At 72.0% G+C, this 18,944-nt stretch carries 8 protein-coding genes; 7 read left to right on the top strand and 1 reads right to left on the bottom strand.

The genetic code is table 11. The features are described from left to right. The first annotated feature begins 2 nt into the window (after positions 1-2). From ACTWQH_RS26870 to ACTWQH_RS26840, 7 genes are all read left to right on the top strand, one after another. Positions 3-8,666 carry an SDR family NAD(P)-dependent oxidoreductase gene (locus ACTWQH_RS26870; RefSeq protein WP_443289344.1) on the top strand — a complete coding sequence of 2,888 codons (8,664 nt, stop codon included), beginning with the start codon at positions 3-5 and terminating at the stop codon, positions 8,664-8,666. Beyond that, on the top strand, positions 8,663-13,612 hold the full coding sequence (locus ACTWQH_RS26865) for a beta-ketoacyl synthase N-terminal-like domain-containing protein (protein ID WP_443289343.1): 4,950 nt from the start codon (positions 8,663-8,665) through the stop codon (positions 13,610-13,612). Before ACTWQH_RS26870 ends, ACTWQH_RS26865 begins: the two co-directional genes overlap by 4 nt. Continuing rightward, positions 13,609-14,874, top strand: coding sequence for a hydroxymethylglutaryl-CoA synthase family protein (locus ACTWQH_RS26860; protein ID WP_443289342.1), 1,266 nt, complete (start codon positions 13,609-13,611; stop codon positions 14,872-14,874). Before ACTWQH_RS26865 ends, ACTWQH_RS26860 begins: the two co-directional genes overlap by 4 nt. After that, complete coding sequence (locus ACTWQH_RS26855) at positions 14,865-15,629, top strand: polyketide synthase (protein WP_443289341.1); 765 nt, start codon at positions 14,865-14,867, stop codon at positions 15,627-15,629. Before ACTWQH_RS26860 ends, ACTWQH_RS26855 begins: the two co-directional genes overlap by 10 nt. Positions 15,630-15,662: 33 nt before the next feature. Beyond that, on the top strand, positions 15,663-15,917 hold the full coding sequence (locus ACTWQH_RS26850; RefSeq protein ID WP_443289340.1) for a phosphopantetheine-binding protein: 255 nt from the start codon (positions 15,663-15,665) through the stop codon (positions 15,915-15,917). Further along, on the top strand, positions 15,914-16,651 hold the full coding sequence (gene fabG, locus ACTWQH_RS26845) for a 3-oxoacyl-[acyl-carrier-protein] reductase (RefSeq protein WP_443289339.1): 738 nt from the start codon (positions 15,914-15,916) through the stop codon (positions 16,649-16,651). Before ACTWQH_RS26850 ends, fabG begins: the two co-directional genes overlap by 4 nt. 185 nt (positions 16,652-16,836) lie before the next feature. Next, positions 16,837-17,940: an NADH:flavin oxidoreductase/NADH oxidase gene (locus ACTWQH_RS26840; protein ID WP_443289338.1), complete on the top strand. Its 1,104-nt coding sequence runs from the start codon at positions 16,837-16,839 to the stop codon at positions 17,938-17,940. Positions 17,941-17,973: 33 nt separating this feature from the next. Here ACTWQH_RS26840 and ACTWQH_RS26835 read toward each other — a convergent pair whose 3' ends face one another. Continuing rightward, the gene (locus tag ACTWQH_RS26835; protein ID WP_443289337.1) at positions 17,974-18,903 is read right to left on the bottom strand and encodes a sulfotransferase domain-containing protein; all 930 of its coding nucleotides are present in this window, start codon (positions 18,901-18,903) and stop codon (positions 17,974-17,976) included. Between the last annotated feature and the right edge of the window lie 41 nt (positions 18,904-18,944).

Below are 18,944 nucleotides of genomic sequence, written 5' to 3'. Positions count from 1 at the left end.
ACATGACCGAGCATGACGTCCGCTACTGGACCCCCGCGTGGCAGGCGGGGGCCCCGCCAGCCACGGCTGTGGCGCCGCGCGCGGGTGGCCGCATCCTGCTGTTCACGGCGGAGGACGATGTCGCGCGGGCCGTGCGCCAGGCCGCGGGCGGTGCCGAGGTGGTCAGGGCGCCCGACACGGACCCGGCCGCCTCGGTCGACCCGGCCGAGCTGACCAGGCTCCTGCGGGACGGCGGCGCCCTGCCCGACCGCATCCTCATCCATCGCGGGCCTGGCGAAGCGACCGACCCCGAGCGGGAGTTCTTCTTCCTCTTCCACCTCACGCAGGCGCTGATGCGGGAGAAGCCGGTCGAGGACGTCAGGCTCATCCACGCCTACGTGGAGGACGGGCCGCGGCCGGAGTACGAGGCGGTGGGCGCCTTCGCCCGCGTCGTGCGGCTGGAGAAGCCCAGCTTCCACTACCGCAGCGTGGCGATCGGCAGGTCGGCCTCGGCTTCCACGGTGGCGGAGGTAGCCACGCTGCTGGCGGAGTTCGACCAGCCGGACGAGGAGACGGAGGTGCGGTACGAGGGCGGGCTGCGCTCCGCCCGGCGGCTGCGTCCCCTGCCGCCGCCGCCCGCGCTCCAGCCCGGCTCGGTGCCGGTGCGTACGGGTGGCGTGTATGTCATCACCGGCGGCCTGGGCGGCCTCGGGCTCATCTTCGCCCGCGAGCTGACGCGGCACACGCCGGTCAACCTGGTCCTCACCGGGCGCCGCGAGGCGGACGCGGCCACGCTGGAGACGGTGACGGCGTTGGAACGCAACGGCTCCCGCATCCGGTACGTCCGGGCCGACGTCAGCACGGGGGAGGGCGTCGCGGCCGTCGTCGACGAGATCGGGTCGGTGTTCGGGCGACGCCGGGTGCGGGGCGTTATCCACTCCGCGGGCGTGATCCGGGACTCCTTCCTGCTGAAGAAGACCGAGGAGGAGGCGGCGGGCGTGCTGGCCGCCAAGGTGCGCGGCACCCGCCTGCTGGACGAGGCCCTGCGGGCCGAACCCCTGGACTTCTTCGTCCTCTTCTCGTCGCTGGCGAGCTCGCTGGGGAACCTCGGCCAGGCCGACTACGCCTTCGCCAACGCCTACCTGGACCACTACGCCCGCTGGCGCGAGACCCAGCGCCGCCGCGGCCAGCGGTCGGGCAGGAGCGTCTCCATCGGCTGGCCGCTGTGGGACGACGGCACGATGCACGGCTCCGACGCCACCCACGACCGGGCCCGAGCGGCACTGGGCCTGCACCCACTGACGGCATCCGAGGGGACCGAGGCGTTCTCCGCGGCGCTGGCGTGCGAGGCGGCGCAGGTGGTGGTGATCAAGGGCGAGGAACGGACCTGGCACTTGCTGGCCGCGGGGCCGGGGCCGCGGCGAGAGGGGGCAGGCACTGCAACGCCGCCTGACGAAGGCGGCCCGGCCGCCCATGGTGGCCCCGTTGGCGCCGAGGGCTCTGCTGTTCCAGCGGGCGAGTCCACTCCGGCCGGACCGGTCGGCATGGCTGGGGGCGCGGGGGTTCCGGCATCGGCTGCCGGGGCCGCCGCTGGCGAATTGGCGGCTCCTGCCTCAGCGGGTGGCTCCGTTGCGTCAGCCGCCGCAGGCAGCCTCGGCGTCCCGCCGGGTGCGGGGGACTCCGCTGCGCCGCGTGGTCAGACCGCTTCGGCGGCTTCTGCCGCTCATGGTGGCTTGGCTGTTGCGGCTGGCGAGACCGCCTTCGCTGCGCCCGTCGGCGCGACAACTGCCGCCCAGGCCCTGTCCGCCGGGCCGGTCGAGCCCACCGCCCCAGCCGCCGCAGGCGGGCTCGCCGCCCACGGTGGCTCTGCCGGCGTAGCTTCCTCGGCTGCCGCGACGGGCGTGTCCGCCTCGTCGGCGCCAGTCGGTCAGGCCCGTCAGGGCGGTCAGGGCGGGGGCACGGCACCTGCTGCCCCGGCCGCGTCGGCAGAGCCACCGTGGGCGGCGGGCACACCCGCCGCCGCGTCGGCGCGGACGTCGCCGTCGTCGGCCCCGGACGGGAGGGCCGACGACGACGCGCTGCGGGGGCGGACCCAGGCGTATCTGCGGCAGCTCGTCGCGCGCTTCACGAAGCTGCCCGTCTCGGAGATCAGGACGGATGTCTCCTTCGGGCGCTACGGCGTCGAGTCGATCATGATCATCTCGATGACGCAGGAGATGGAGGGCGAGCTCGGGCCGCTCGGGAAGACGCTGTTCTTCGAGTACGACAGCATCGACGAGTTCGCCGACCACCTGCTGCGCGTCAAGGCGGATGAGCTGCGCGCCCACCTGGGGATGGCTGCGGCACCGCTCCAGCCGGAGCCGGAGCCGGAGCCGCGGCCGGAGTCGGAGCCGGAGCCCGCTCCCTCGCGTCCGCCGGCGCTGTCGGGGAAGTGGGCGTTGCTCCGGGCCCGCACCGGGCGCGTTGCCCGGAGGGAGCCGGAGGAGAGCGGGCCGGGGGAGGACATCGCCGTCATCGGCGTGTCCGGGCGCTACCCGAAGGCCGCCGACCTGGCGGCGTTCTGGGAGAACCTCCGCAGCGGCACCGACTGCGTCACCGAGATCCCCGCGCGGCGCTGGGACCACACCCCCTACTTCGACAGCGAGAAGGGCAAGCCCGGCAAGTCCTACAGCCGCTGGGGCGGCTTCATCGACGGCGTCGAACTCTTCGATCCCCTCTTCTTCAGCATCTCGCCCGTCGAGGCCGAGTGCCTCGACCCGCAGGAGCGGCTGTTCCTGGAGACCTCCTGGCAGGTCATCGAGGACGCCGGGTACGCCCCGGGCAGCCTCGCCGGGCGGAAGGTCGGGGTCTTCGCCGGGGTCATGTTCGGGCTCTACCAGCTCCTCGCCACCGACAAGCACGGCGGCTGGCTCAACGGCAACTCCTCCTACGCCTCCGTCGCCAACCGCGTCTCGTACTTCTTCGACCTCCACGGGCCCAGCCTGACGATCGACAGCATGTGCTCGTCCTCGCTGGTCGCCGTCCACCAGGCGTGTACCAGCATCCGCAACGGCGAGTCCGAGCTGGCCATCGCGGGCGGCGTCAACCTCATGGTCCACCCGTCGAAGTACGTGCAGCTCTGCCAGGGCAACTTCCTCTCCACCGACGGGCGCTGCCGCAGCTTCGGCGCGGGCGGCGACGGCTACGTGCCGGGCGAGGGCGTCGGCGCCGTGCTGCTGAAGCCCCTCAGCAAGGCCCGGGCCGACGGCGACCACGTCCACGCCGTCATCAAGGCGAGCGCGGTCAACGCCGGGGGCCGCACCAGCGGCTACTCCGTGCCCAACCCGCAGGCCCAGGCCGAGCTGATCACCGAGGCGCTCGACGCCGCCCGCATCGACCCGCGCAGCATCGGCTACGTCGAGGCGCACGGCACCGGCACCGCGCTCGGCGACCCGATCGAGATCAGCGGGCTGACGAAGGCGTACCGCCGCGCCACCGCCGACAGGCAGTTCTGCGCCATCGGGTCGGTCAAGTCGAACATCGGCCACCTGGAGTCGGCGGCCGGCATCGCCGCCCTCACCAAGGTCATCCTCCAGATGCGGCACCGGCAGCTCGTGCCCTCGCTGCACGCCGCCACCCTCAACCCGCTCATCGACTTCGACGACTCGCCCTTCTCCGTGCAGCGGCAGCTGAGCGACTGGGAGGCGCCTGAGGGCGGCGGGCCGAGGCGGGCGGCGATCAGCGCGTTCGGCGCGGGCGGGACCAACGCCCACCTGATCGTGGAGGAGCCGGAGCCCCTGGCGCCCCGCGAACCGGCGCGAGGCGAGCAGATCTTCCTGCTGTCCGCGCGGACCGAGGACGGCCTCGCGGCGTACGCCCGGCAGCTGCTGGCGTACCTCACCCCGCCGTCCGCCGAAACGCCGGGAACCGGCATCGACGCCGGGCGGATCCGGGAGGAGGTCCGCGACGCCGTAGCGGAGGCGCTCGGGCTGCCAGCGGCCGAGATCGACGACGACGAGGCGTACGCGGACCTCGGGCTGGACGCCTACGGGCTGGCCGCCTGCCACGAGCGGGTGCAGGAGCGGCTGGGGGTGAGCTTCCCGCAGGAGGTGCTGCGCCTGGAGCCGAGCCCGGGTCGGACCGCCGCCCACCTCGCGCGGCTGTTCGCCCCGGCGGCCACGGAGCCGGACGACCCGGAGCCCGCCATCGACATGGCGGACCTGGCGTTCACTCTCCAGACGGGACGGGAGGCGATGGCCGAACGCCTGGCCATCACCGCCGCCGACCTCGCCGGGCTCCGGGAGGGCTTGGCCGCCTACCTGGAGCGGCGCACCGACGTGCCTGGCCTGCGGCACGGCGGGACGGAGGCGTACGACCGCAAGCTGCACTCGCTCCTGCATCACGACGTGACACGGACGTACGCGCGGCAGCTGCTGGCCGAGGGGCGGCTGGACGAGGCCGCCGAGCTGTGGGTCATGGGCGCGGACGTGGACTGGTCCGCCCGGTGGGAGGGTCACCGGCCCCGGCGGGTCCCGCTGCCGACGTATCCGTTCGAGCGCGAGGTGCACTGGATCGTGCCGGTGGGGCCGGAGGACCCGCTGGTGCCCAGCGCTGACCTCAACGCCGCCGTGCCAGCAGCGCCCGAGACCGCGCCCGCTCCCGTCGCTCAGGCGCGCGAGGCCCGCGACGGTGATGCGCTGTACGCCGAGGTGCTGGCCGATCTCAAGCGCGGCTTCGCCACGGCGTTGAACATCCCCGAGGACCGGCTGCGGCCCCACACGCCGTTCGAGAACTACGGCATCGACTCCATCCGCATCACCCAGCTCAACCGGATCCTGGAGCAGACCTACGAGGGGCTGCCGTCCTCGCTGCTCTTCACGTACAAGACCCTCGACGAGGTGGCGCGGTACCTGTGCGGCACGCACAGGCACCGCGAGCAGGCCGTACGCGTACCAAGCGCTACGGAAGAAGCTACCGGCGACATCGCCGTCATCGGGCTGTCGGGGCGTTACCCGCAGGCCGCGACCCTCGCCGAGTTCGGGGCCAACCTCGCCGCCGGGCGGGACTGCGTCACCGAGATCCCCAAGGAGCGCTGGGACCACCACGACTACCCGGACATCGCCTGCCGCTGGGGCGGCTTCATCGACGACGCGCGCGCCTTCGACCCCGGCTTCTTCAACCTCTCCCCCAACAACGCCGCCTACATGGACCCGCAGGAGCGGCTGTTCGTGCAGAGCGTCTGGCACTGCCTGGAGGACGCGGGCTACACGCCGGAGGCCCTGGCCGACCCGGACGCGGGCGACCGGCGCGGCAACGTCGCCGTCTACGCGGGCGTGTCGTTCAACGAGTACGGGCTGTTCGGCGCGGCGGACCTGGCGGCGGGCAGGGACGTGCCGATCGACGCGCAGCTCTACTCGGTCGCCAACCGCATCTCGTACCTGCTCAACCTGCGCGGGCCCAGCCTCGTCGTCGACACGGCCTGCTCGTCCTCGGCGTACGCCATCCACCTGGCCTGCCAGGCCCTGAGGAACGGCGACTGCGACCTCGCCATCGCGGGCGGTGTCAATCTCAGCCTGCACCCGAGCAAGTACCTGACGCTGCACATGTTCAACTTCCTGTCCACGGACGGGCACTGCAGGAGCTTCGGCGCGGGCGGCGACGGCTACGTCCCGGGCGAGGGCGTGGGCACGCTCCTGCTCAAGCCGCTCGCGCGGGCCGAGCGCGACGGCGACCACATCTACGGCGTCATCAAGGGCTCGGCCGTCAACCACGGCGGCAAGACCCACGGCTACACCGTGCCGAACCCCGTCGCCCAGGCGGAGGTCGTCAGGAACGCCCTTCAGCGGGCCGGGGTCACCCCCTGCAGCATCAGCTACCTGGAGGCCCACGGCACCGGGACCTCCCTCGGCGACACCATCGAGATCGAGGCGCTGTCCACGGCGTTCGGCGACCGCCGCGACGACGGGCGGCACGTGGCCATCGGCTCGGTCAAGTCGAACATCGGGCACCTGGAGGCGGCGGCCGGCATCTCCGGCGTCACGAAGGTGCTGCTCCAGTTCCAGGCGAAGCGGCTCTTCCCCAGCCGCCTCAACGCCGACCGGCTGAACCCGGAGATCGACTTCGAGCGGACGCCGTTCCGGGTCCAGCTCGACGGCGCGCCGTGGGAGCCGCCGGCGGGCGCGCCGCGCCGCGCCGGGATCAGCTCCTTCGGGGTGGGCGGCGTCAACGTCCACCTGGTGCTGGAGGAGTACGCCGCGCCGCCGCGCGAGCGCCAGGCGCCGTCCGGGCCGCAGTTCGTGCCCCAGCTCGTGCCGCTGTCGGCCAGGACGCCGGAGGCGCTGCTGCGTTACGCCGCCGAGCTGCACGCCTTCCTCCAGCGCGGCGCCGAGCTGCCGGACCTGCCCGACCTGGCGGACGTGGCGTTCACGCTCCAGACCGGGCGCCGGGCGCTGCCGTGCCGTGTCGCCTTCGTGGCCTCGGACCACGCCGAGCTCGCCGGGCAGCTCACGGCGTACCTGGACGCCGAGGGCCGGATCGCCGAGCCGCCCGCCGACGAGCTGGCGCGCCGGTGGATGGACGGGGAGGAGCTGCCGTTCGCCTCGTGGTGGGAGGGGCGCCGGGGGCGGCGAGTGTCGCTGCCGGGCTACCCGTTCGCGAAGGAGACCTGCTGGCTGTACGAGGCGCCGGTGCGGGGCGTACCGGCTCCCGCCGAGGAAGCGCCTGAGCCGGCCGACGGCGCAGACAGCGCCGACCGCGGCTTCCTGGCACGCCTGGCCGAGGCGTTCGCCAACGAACGCCCGGAGATGATGACCGAGTACCTGCGGCGGCGCTTCGCCGAGCTGCTGGGCTTCACCGAGGGCCGCCTGCCCGAGGCGGACAAGGGCTTCTTCGAGCTCGGCATGGACTCCATCACCTCCACCCAGGCGCACAACCTGCTGGAGGGGCTCTTCGGCAGGGAACTGGACCTCCAGCTCTTCTTCAACCACCCGACCATCCGCGAGGTGTCGGCGTACATCCTCGGCCTGCTGGACGAGAGCGCCGAGCCTTCCACCGGAGGGGGAGAGACGCCGGAGGAGTCCGCGCCGACCTGGCTGTTCACGCGGGAGTGGCAGGAGACGGACGCGACGGGCGACGGCGAGACGGGCGACGGCGGCACGGTCCTGCTCCTCGACACCGGCGACCGGCTGCGCGCCGCCCTGGCCGCGCTCCCGGCCGGCCGGCGGCCCGAGCGCGTCATCCTGGTGCGGCCGGGCGGCGGGTTCCGCGCCACCGGCGAGGACGGGTACGAGCTGGACCCGGCCGCCTGGGGCGACTACCACGCCCTGTTCCAGGCCCTGGCCGAGCGCGGCATCACCATCGACCGCGTCATCCACTTCTGGCCCTTCCGGTCGGTCGACCCGGGGACGGGCCCGGAGCAGGAGCGGGGCGTCTACGCCCTGACCGCCCTCAGCCAGGCCGCCCTGGCCGCCCAGCCCCGCCAGCGCCTCACGCTGCTGTACGCCTTCGCCGGGCACGGCGGCACGGCGCCGCCCGAGCACCGGGGCGTCGGCGGCTTCGTCCGGGCCGCGCGCATGGACAACCCGCTGCTGGCGTACAAGACGGTCGAGTTCACGCGGCCGAACCTCGGCAGGGGGCGCGTGGCCGCTGCCCTGATGGCGGAGTTCGGGCTGCCGGAGCAGGACGTGGAGGTGCGGCACGACGGCAGGCGGCGCTGGGTGCGCGGCTTCCGGCCGGTGCCCGCGGCCGAGATCGAGGCCGCCGAGCAGCGGTTCACCACGGGCGGGGTCTACCTCATCACCGGCGGCCCGCGCGGCCTGGCCGGGCTCTTCGGCCGGTACCTGTGCCGCGAGCACGAGGCGAGGGTGGTGTTGGTCGGCCGCCGCGAGGCGGACGACGAAGCCCTGGCGTGGGACGCGGACGCGGACGCGGGCGCGGGCGCCGGCGCGGGCGAGGCGGTCTACCTGCGGGCCGACGTGGGCGACCGCGACGCCGTGGCCGCGCTCGTCGCCGAGGTGAAGTCCCGCTACGGCCGGATCAACGGCGTCATCCACGCCGCCGGGGCCCTGCGGGACGGCTCGATCGAGGACAAGACGCCCGGGGAGATGGCCGAGGTGCTCCGGGCCAAGGTGTCCGGCACCCGCCACCTCGACGAGGCGCTGAAGGACGAGCCGCTGGACTGCTTCGTCCTCTTCTCCTCCCTCGCGGCGGTGATGGGCAACTTCGGGCAGAGCGACTACTGCTACGCCAACGCCTTCCTGGACGCCTTCGCCGAACACCGCGAGCGGCGGCGCGAGCGCGGCGAGCGCTCCGGCCGCACCCTGTCCGTCAACTGGTCCTTCTGGCGCACCGGCGGCATGGAGACCAGCGACGCGATCCTGACGTGGATGCGCGGCCGCCTGGGGACGGTCGTCTTCGACGGCCCCGACGGCTGGCACGCGCTGCGCACCGGCCTGGGGCTGGCCCATCCGCAGGTCGTCACCGTCAAGGGCGACATCGGGAAGATCACGCGCATGCTCGGCGTCCCCGAGGCCGACATCGCGACGACGCTGCCCCTCGAACCACCCGGCGAACCACCCACCACCACGACCGAGACCGGACTGGCGGAAGCCGGCACGGCGGCCATCGACGCCATGGACGAGCAGGACCTCGTCGCCCTGCTCCAGAAGGAAATCGACATCACTATGAACGAGGGGGCCGATGCGGCATGAGCGAGCAGCCGAAGCCGAAGACCAGCAACACCAGCGAGGTACTGAAGCAGTCGGTCCTCACCATCCAGACCCTGCGCCGCCAGCTGGACGAGGCGACCAACGCCGCCAACGCCCGCACCGAGCCGGTCGCCGTGGTCGGCCTGGCATGCCGCTTCCCCGGCGGGTGCGACACGCCCGAGAAGTTCTGGTCGTTCCTGCGCGACGGCGGCGTCGGCGTCCGCGACGTGCCCGCCGACCGCTGGGACGTCGCGGACTACTACGCCCCGGCGCCGGGCCGGCCCGGGAAGATCTACGTCCGGGAGAGCAACTTCCTCGACGACGACGTGGCGGAGTTCGACGGCCGCTTCTTCAAGATCTCGCCCCGTGAGGCGGGCGCCATGGACCCGCAGCAGCGGCAGCTGCTGGAGGTCTGCTGGGAGGCGCTGGAGAACGCCGGGCAGCACCCGGGCGAGCTGCGCGGCAGCTCCACCGGCGTCTTCGTCGGCATCTCGAGCAACTCCGAGTACGCCCAGCTCGTGCGGCACTCCGCCGACCTCAACGAGTACATCGGCATCGGCACCACCTCCTCCATCGCCTCGGGCCGCATCTCCTACGCCTTCGGCTGGAACGGCCCGGCCCTGTCCATCGACACCGCCTGCTCCTCCTCCCTGGTCGGCACCCAGACGGCCGTGGAGTCCCTGCGCCGCGGCGAGTGCGACATGGCGCTGGCCGGCGGCGTCAACCTGATGCTGGCGCCGGGCGTCATGTCGTCCCTGTGCATGATGAACGCCCTCGCCCAGGACGGCCGCTCCAAGCCGTTCGACGCCGCGGCCGACGGCTACGGCCGCGGCGAGGGCACCGGCGTCGTCGTCCTCAAGCGCCTGTCGGACGCGCGGCGCGACGGCGACACCATCTACGCCCTCATCCACGGCGGCGCGGTCAACAACGACGGCGAGTCCAGCGGCCTGACCGTGCCCAACGGCCGCGCCCAGAAGGCGGTGCTGTCCCAGGCCCTGGCCAACACCGGCGTCGCCCCCGAGGCCGTCGGCTACGTCGAGACGCACGGCACCGGCACCCTCCTCGGCGACCCGATCGAGATCGACGCCATCCACCAGGTCTACGGCGAAGCTCCCGACCGCCGGCTGGTGCTGGGCGCGGTGAAGGGCAACATCGGCCACCTGGAGTCGGCCGCGGGCGTCGCCAGCCTCATCAAGACCGTGCTGTGCCTGCACCACGGCGAGATCCCGCCCATCACCGGCCTGAGCGAGCTCAACCCCCGCATCAGGCCGCTCGCCGACGCCTTCGTCTTCCCCGACGGCCCGCGGCCGTGGCCCGCCACGCCCGGCCGGACCCGGTACGCGGCCGTCAGCTCCTTCGGCTTCAGCGGCACCAACGCCCACATGATCCTCTCCGAGGCGCCGCAGGGTGCGACGCCTGGTGACGCGCGGCCCGAGCTGGCTTCCTCCCTGCTCACACTCTCCGCCACCGACGAGAAGCACCTCGTCACGCAGATCCAGCGGTACGCCGACCACCTCGCCGCCCATCCCGAGACCAGCGTCGAGGACCTGTGCTTCACGGCGAACGCCTGCCGTTCGGCCTTCACCCACCGCGCGGTCTTCCTCGGCCGCGGCGCGGCGGACCTCCAGGAGGGCTTCCGCGCGGTGCTTCAGGAGTGGGACGACAACGACACCATCTACTCGGACGACCGCGTCATCCTCGGCAGCAGCCAGGGTGCCAACCGCTACAACGCGAAGCGCACCCTCTTCACCACCCTCGCCGGCGGCGCGGCGTACACCGCGCGGACCGACGAGAAGATCCCGCCGAAGCTGGCGTTCGTCTTCGGCGGCGACGCGGGGGAGACCCTCCGGGTCGCGCGCGGCCTCGCCGAGCTCTTCCCGGCGTTCCGCGAGGCGCACGACGCCGCCCTCGCCGCGTTCGGGGACGAGAAAGACGAGAACGGCGAGGAGGCGCGGCTCTTCGCCGCCGAGTACGCCCTGGCGAAGCTGCTGGAGTCCTACGGCGTGACGCCCGAGATCACCTTCGGAGAGCGCACCGGTTCCCTGGTCGCCGCCGTCGTCTCCGGCGTGCTGAGCCTGGAGGCCGCCGCCCGGCACGTCCTCGCCCTCGGCGCCGCCCGGCAGGCCGCCGCCGATCCCGTCGCCTTCGCCCGCGTCGTGCTGGAGCAGGAGGCGTTCGACTCGGTGCTGCGCGACTGGCAGGGCGACGTGCACGTCTCGGCCGTCTACGCCCCGGCCGAGCGCGTCATCTCCGGCCCTCCGCAGGCCATCGAGCAGGTCGGCGCCTCGCTCGCCGAGGCCGGCGCCCAGGTCACCGAGGAGACCGGCGCCTGGCCCTCGGCGGCGTACCAGGGGCAGGCCGCCGCCTGGCGCGAGAGCGTCGCCGGCGAGACCTACGCCAAGCCCGCCAGCCGCTACCAGTCGCCGCACACCCTCCGGACGAGCCACGAACCGGCCGCGCTGCGGGAGGACTTCCACGCGCACGCCCTCACCGCGCCCGTCCGCTTCGGCGAGGGCGTGGAGTCGCTGTACGAGCAGGGCTACCGCTTCTTCGTCGAGCTGGGCGGCGCCCCCCGCGTCGAGGCGCTGCTGGACCGGCTGGACCTCAGGGACGTGGTCACGCTCCGGCCGGCCCACGAGGGCGAGCCGCTGGACACGCTGCTGCGCTGCCTGGCCCAGCTCACCGTGCTCGGCTCCACCCCGCGGTGGGAGGCCCACTACGCCGGGCAGGGGCGGCGCAAGCTGATGCTGCCGAACTACCCCTTCGAGCCCACCCGCCACTGGCTGGCCGGCGCCGCCGCGCCCGACCCGGCCGCCGAGAGCCTCCAGGCGCGGCTGGCGGGCGCGCTGTCCCGCGACGGGCTCCAGGGGCAGGTGCTGAACCTGCCGGTTAAGGAGAAGCAGTACCTGTACACCTTCACGCACGACAACTTCCCCGAGCTGCGCGACAACTCCGGCGTGCTGCACGTCGGCTACTACCTGGAGATGCTGAGGGCGGTCGCGGCGGAGCTGTACGGCGAGCGGCCGGTCCGGATCCGTGACATGGCGTTCATGAGCGCCCTGATGGTGCTGGCCGGCGACGTGAAGGAGGTGCTGCTGGTCCTGGAGGCCCGGGAGCCCGGCGCGGACGGCGCGGACGGCGCGGACGGCGCCCAAGGCGCCCACGAGTTCCGCTTCCACAGCAGGAACGCCGGCGCCGACGGCTGGGACCTCAACGTGCGGGGCGTGATCGCCGAGGCGGGGGCGGCTCGGCAGGCGGCTCGGCAGAGCGACGAGCCCCTGCCCCTCGCCACCGCCAAGGAGGGCGAGCACGTCACCGCCGAGGACTTCTACCGGCCGCTCGAACAGGACCGGGGCTTCTACTTCGGCCCGGCCGTGCGCTGGGTCGCGGAGGCGTGGCACCGGCGGGCCGGCCACGAGGGCCTCATCCGCTTCGCGATGCCCGAGGGCCCGGCCGCGAAGCGTTCCTACGCCCTCGGCTTCCACCCCGGCGTTCTCGACAGCTGCGCCCAGTCCTGCAACTACCTGGCCGTGGATCGCACCCCCGGCGGCAAGAAGTACATGGTGGCCGAGATGGACGACATCGTCCTGCGGCCGCGTACCGACGCCACGGAGCTGTTCGCCGCCGTCCGGATGCCGGAGTTCGACGCCGAGAAGGAAGAGATCGCCGGCGCCCTCCGCCTGGTCGACGGCGACGGCGCGACGCTGGTGTCGGTCGGCCGCATCCGGCTGAAGGAGTTCGACGAGGAGAAGCTCGGCGCGCTCAAGGCCATGATGGACGGCGAGTCGGTCGGCAAGGGCGGCGAGGACCGCGACTTCCTGATGCGCTACGTCCACGCCGACGCCGAGCGCCGCCGGCCCATGGTGCTGGACTACGTCGGCGGCCTGCTCGCGGTCATCCTGGAGATGGAGCCCGACGAGGTCAGCCCCGGCCGGCCGCTGCGCGACTTCGGCCTGGACTCCATGACGGGCCTGACGTTCTACAACAGGACGGCCGAGCTGCTGGCCGTCGACATCTCCTTCGCCGACCTGGTCAAGAGCACCGACCTGAACGAGCTGTCGGAGAAGCTGGTCGACCTGCTGCCCGGCGGCACCGGCACCCTGCGCGACGCCCAGACCAAGGCGTACGACGGCGACCTGAGCCCCTCGCACTGGATCTACCGCCACGAGGCGAGGCCCGAGGCGAAGATCCGCCTGTTCTGCTTCCCGAACGGCTACCGCAACGCCGACCTGTTCGACGACTGGCAGGAGCAGCTCGGGCCCGAGGTGGACGTGTGCGCGATCATGCTGCCGGGCCTGGACGCCAAGCGGCTGGACGAGCGGCCGCCGGCCGACATCGACGCCTTCATGGAGACCATGGAGAAGGTCGTCGACCCCGCCCTGCTGGACCTGCCCTGCGCCTCCTTCGGCCACAGCTGGGGCGCGCTGTTCTCCTTCCGCCTCGCCCACCGCCTGGGCCTGAACGCGGGCGCCCGCTTCGTCCGCGCGTTCGTCTCCGGCTTCGCCGCGCCCGCCGGGCCGAACCCCAGCATCCAGAAGATCCTCCACGAGGTGGGGCAGCACGGCATGACGCACGTCCCGACCTACGAGGAGATCCGGCACGACCCGGAGACGGTCAACGCCGTCATCCGGGCGTACCAGCAGGGCTGGGACTACGGCGAGGCCGAGACCCGCGCCACGCTGCCGCAGCTGCTGGCGGCGTGCTCGCTGATCGACCGCTACCAGCACGACGAGAAGGAGACGTTCGCGGTGCCGATCACGGCGTTCCACGGCGTGGACGACTGGGTGGCCTCGGAGGAGACGAAGCTGTGGGAGGCGATGACCACAGGCTCCTTCACGCTGCACACCATGGCCGGCGACCACCAGTTCATCAACAGGAACCAGTCGGAGGCCCGGCTGCTGACGCTGATCCGCGCCGAGCTGCTGGCCGCCGTCGGGGGTGCGGAATGAATACCGCCGGCATCGAGGCGATCAACTTCTACGGCGGCTCGACGTACGTCGATGTCGCGTCGCTGGCCCGCTACCGGCGGCTGGACACCGAGCGTTTCGAGAACCTCCTCATGCACCAGAAGTCGGTGGCGCTGCCCTTCGAGGACCCGGTGTCCTTCGCGGTCAACGCCGCCAAGCCGCTCGTGGACGCGCTCGGCCAGGAGGAGCGGGACAGCATCGAGATGCTGGTGACCTGCACCGAGTCCGGCATCGACTTCGGCAAGTCGCTGAGCACCTACGTCCACGACCATCTCCATCTCGGCCGCCACTGCCGCCTCTTCGAGGTGAAGAACGCCTGCTACTCGGGCACGGCCGGCTTCCAGACCGCCGTCAGCTTCGTCCTCTCCCAGGTCTCCCCGGGCGCGAAGGCCCTGGTCGTCGCCACCGACATGGCGAAGTTCCACGCGGTGGACGACGGCGGCGAGGGCCCGCTCCAGGCCGACTGGTCCTTCGCCGAGCCCAGCGGCGGCGCGGGGGCGGTGGCCATGCTGGTCAGCGACACCCCGCGCGTCTTCGGCGTCGATGTCGGGGCCAACGGCCTCTACGGCTATGAGGTGATGGACACCTGCCGCCCCATCCCCGACAGCGAGGCCGGGAACGCCGACCTGTCGCTGATGTCCTACCTGGACTGCTGCCAGGCCGCGTACCGGGCGTACGAGCGGAAGGTGGACGGGGTCGACTACGCCACGACCTTCGACTACCTGTCCTTCCACACGCCCTTCGGCGGCATGGTCAAGGGCGCCCACCGCACGATGATGCGGCGCGTGGCGAAGGCGAAGGCGGCGGCCATCGAGGCGGACTTCGAACGCCGCGTCCTGCCCGGCCTCACCTACTGCCAGCGCGTCGGCAACATCTGCGGCGGCTCCGTCTACCTGAACCTGCTGTCCGCCATCACCCACGGCGACTTCACCACCCCCCGCCGCCTGGGGATCTTCTCCTACGGCTCGGGCTGCTGCTCGGAGTTCTACAGCGGCGTCGCGACGCGCGAGAGCCAGGAGCGGGTGCGGGCCATGGGCATCGAGAAGGTCCTCGACAACCGCTACGAGCTGAGCATGGACCAGTACACGCTGCTGATGAAGGAGAACGAGGCGACGGCGTTCGGCACGCGCAACGCCGAGCTGCGGCTGGACGTCATCCCCGAGGTGCTGGACGCCATCACCGGCAGCGGGCGGCTGGTGCTGCGGCGCATCAACGAGTTCCACCGGGAGTACGAGTGGCTCTGAACGACGTGGTCACGGTGACGGAGCCCCACCCCGCCGTCGCCCTGGTCACCATGCGGGACACGGCTCACAAGAACACCTTCACCATGGACCTGCTCGCCGGCCTGGGCCGCGCCTTCGCGCGGGTCCGGTCCGACGAGCGCTACAAGGTCCTGGTCCTGACCGGCTACGGCAACTACTTCTGCTCCGGCGGCACGCGCGAGGCGCTGCTCGACATCCAGGCGGGCAACTCCACCTTCCTGACCTCCGACGGGCAGCCGAACGTCTACTCCATGCCGCTGGACTGCCCGATCCCCGTCGTCTCCGCGATGCAGGGCCACGCGGTGGGCGGCGGCCTGTCGATGGGCCTGTTCGCGGACTTCGTGATCCTGGCCCGGGAGTCGATCTACACGGCGAACTTCATGAAGTACGGCTTCACCCCCGGTTTCGGCTCCACCTGCGTCTTCCCGGCGAAGCTCGGCCTCCCCCTCGCCGAGGACTTCCTCCTCACCGGCCGCACCTTCCGCGGCGCCGAACTGGCGGAGCGCGGCGTTCCCTTCGAGGTGAGGCCGCGCAAGGAGGTGCTGCCCGCCGCGCTCGAACTGGCCCAGAACCTGGCCGAGAAGCCCCGCGCCTCCCTGGTCACCCTGAAGGACCACCTGGTGCGTGACCTGCGCGAACGCCTTCCCGGCGTCGTGGAGCAAGAGCTGGCCATGCACGAGGTCACCTTCCACCAGCCCGAGGTCAAGGAACTCCTCATCACCCGCTACGGCGAATAACCCGCCTCAGAAAGAAATCAGAAAGAAAAAGGGATGAGCACCATCACCCAGGAAAAGACCTTCGAAACCCTGAAGTCCGTCTTCGCCGAGATCATGGAGGCGGACGTCAGCGCGGTCACCCTCGCCGACAGCCTGCGCGACCTCGGGGCCAACTCCATCGACCGCGCCGACATCATCACCGAGACCATGGAGCAGCTGGACGTGTCGCTGCCGATGGTGAGGTTCGGCGAGGCGAGGAACATCGGCGACATCGTCGCGATCATCTGCGAGGGCGGGGAGGCGGAGTGAAGCTCTCCGGGAAGGTGGCCGTCGTCACGGGCGGCTCCCGTGGCCTGGGCAAGGCGATGGTGCTGCGGCTCGCCCGGGAGGGTGCGTCCGTCGCGATCGTCTACGCCAGCGACGAGGCGAGCGCGAAGCAGACGCAGGCAGAGGCGGAGGCGTTCGGCGTCACCGCCCGGACCTACCGCTGCGACGTCGCCGACCCGGACCGGACGGCACAGACCGTCAAGTCCGTCACGACGGACCTGGGCCCGGTCGACGTCCTGGTCAACAACGCCGGCATCATCCGCGACGGCCTGGCCGCGTCCATCAGGGAGGAGGACTTCGACGCGGTCATCAACACGAACCTCAAGGGCGCGTTCCACATGATCAAGAGCTGCTACTTCGGCTTCATCCGCCGCCGCAGCGGCTCGATCATCAACATCTCCTCCGTCGCCGGAGTCTTCGGCAGCGCGGGCCAGGCGAACTACGCCTCCGCCAAGGCGGGCCTGATCGGCCTGACGAAGACGATCGCGAAGGAACTCGCCGAACGCAATGTCCGCTGCAACGCGATCGCCCCGGGCATCATCGCGACCGACATGACCGAGGACATGGTCGACGACCCGAAGCGGCTCGACCCCATCCCGATGCGCCGCTTCGGCCGGGCGGAGGAGGTGGCGGGCCTGGTCGCCTTCCTCGCGAGCGACGAGTCCTCCTACATCACGGGCGAGGTCATCCGCGTCGACGGCGGCATGGCCATGTGACCTGCCCGCCCCCGCCCCCCGCCGCCCGCCCCCCGTCCCCTGGGGGGTGGGCGGCGTCATCGCTCCTGCGTCCTCCGTCACTCCGAGCGGATAGCCCGCGCTTGCATATAACGGAGCCTGCAACTATTGTGCGCGAAGATAAAGCGCATCTGCATCAATGCTGGCCGCCTCACGAGGAGTTCAACGTGAGCACCACCCTCTTCACCCCCTACGCCGTCAGGTCACTGACCATCCCCAACCGCATCTGGATGGCGGCGATGTGCCAGTACAGCGCCGCGCCGGACGGCGACGTGGCCGGGGCCCCGACGGACTGGCACTTCGCCCACCTCGCGGCACGCGCCACCGGCGGCGCGGGGCTGATCATCACGGAGGCCACCGCCGTCAGTCCCGAGGGCCGCATCAGTCCCTACGACCTCGGCATCTGGAACGACACCCAGGCCGCGGCCTTCCAGCGCATCACCTCCTTCCTGAAGGCGCAGGGCACCGTCCCCGCCATCCAGCTCGCCCACGCCGGCCGCAAGGCGTCCACCGAGCGCACCTGGGTCGACCACGGACGCCAGATCGCGCCGGACGAACCCCACGGCTGGCGGCCGGTCGGCCCCAGCGCCATCCCCTTCGCCCCGACGTCGACCAGGCCGGACGAACTCACCGAGGAGCAGATCGGCGGGCTCGTCCAGCAGTTCGCCGACGCCGCCCGACGCGCGCTCGAAGCCGGCTTCCAGGTCGTCGAGATCCACGGCGCCCACGGCTACCTGATCCACCAATTCCTCTCCCCTCACAGCAACCACCGCACCGACGCCTACGGCGGCTCCTTCGAGGGCCGGATCCGCTTCCCTCTGGAGGTCGTCGACGCCGTCCGCGCGGTGTGGCCCGAGGAACTGCCCGTCTTCTTCCGCGTCTCCGCAACCGACTGGCTCACGGAGAACCCGGATGACGACCGCGAGGGCTGGACGTCGGACGACACCGTCCGGCTGGCCAAGGAACTCCAGGCCCACGGAGTGGACCTGATGGACGTCTCCACCGGGGGCATCGCCCCGGACGCCAAGGTCGAAGCCGGCCCCGGCTACCAGGTGCCCTTCGCCGGGGCCGTACGCAACGAGACCGGCATGCCCGTGGCGGCCGTCGGCCTGATCACCGATGCGATCCAGGCCCAGGACATCCTCGCCACCGGCATGGCCGACGCCGTCCTCCTGGGCCGCGAACTCCTGCGCAACCCGTACTGGCCACGCCACGCCGCCGCCGAGCTCGGCGGCCGCGTCTCCACTCCCGTCCAGTACCACCGCGCGTAGCCCCGCGACCGCCTCGCCTGGATCGCCGGTCTGCTACGCGCTGTGTTCCAGCCAGGCGCGGAGGTCCGCCGGGATCCGCTCCATCGCCGCCTCGTACAACGCCAGGTCCTCGTCCGTCAGGACGTCCTGCCACTGGCCGCTTTCCCCCTTGTGGAAGAACTCGAAGGACGACAGCGAGCTCCCCAGCCGCCCGCTCCACATCTCGTCCCTCTTCGCCTTCATCTCGGAGAAGGTGCAGGACGTCACCAGCTCGGGCCACACCCCCTCGTCGACCGGGACGTCGAGGAACGCCGCGACCCGCCGCATCTGCGCGTCCAGGTCGTCCAGCATGTCCTGGTAGTGCAGCAGGAGCACGTTCGGCTCCTCCCGCAGTTCCCACCACGACGCCAGGTGGCGCGTGGGCGAGTTGTACGGCCAGCCGTCGGACTCCCACGGGAAGGCGCTGCGCGTGAAGTACCTCCGCCAGAACTTCCGCACCTCCTCCGGGATCTTCGGCAGCTGCGGCGTGTACACGTCGTCGCCCTTCGGGACCTCCAGGGGGCTGGCCTCCGCATGGCCGACGACGCCCCGCGCGTGGTTGAAGGTCGAGACGGCCGCGTCCCGCAGGTCGCGGCCGACCACCAGATACCTCACCTCGGAGTAGACCGGCAGGGCGTCCACCGGCAGGTGCGTCTTGATGAAGCGGCGGTGGTCCTGCGCCTCCAGGCCCATCAGCTGCATCACGAGGGGGTAGTACGTGCAGTCGAGCCAGGGGCTGATGCTCATCAGCGGGCCCGGCAGCTCGGGGCCGCCAAAGACGAGCGCGGCCGTGATGCGCTGCGCCCACGTGGTGCCCACCTTCAAGGGGGTGGAGATGACGACGTCGCCGGGGCGGGGTTCGTACGCGTTCCAGTGCGTGCTGTCCGTGAAGTGGCTCCGGTAGGTGCGTTCCGGCGTGCGCAGCGGGGTCATCCTTGCTGACATGACACAGTCCTCTTCCGGCTCTCCCTGGCTCTTCCCGGCTC

It is taken from the genome of Streptomyces sp. 6N223, from assembly GCF_052246635.1.
In the GTDB taxonomy this organism is placed as follows: Bacteria; Actinomycetota; Actinomycetes; order Streptomycetales; family Streptomycetaceae; genus Streptomyces.
Note: the sequence above shows the minus strand (reverse complement) of the source record. Positions and strands in the feature narration are given on the sequence as shown.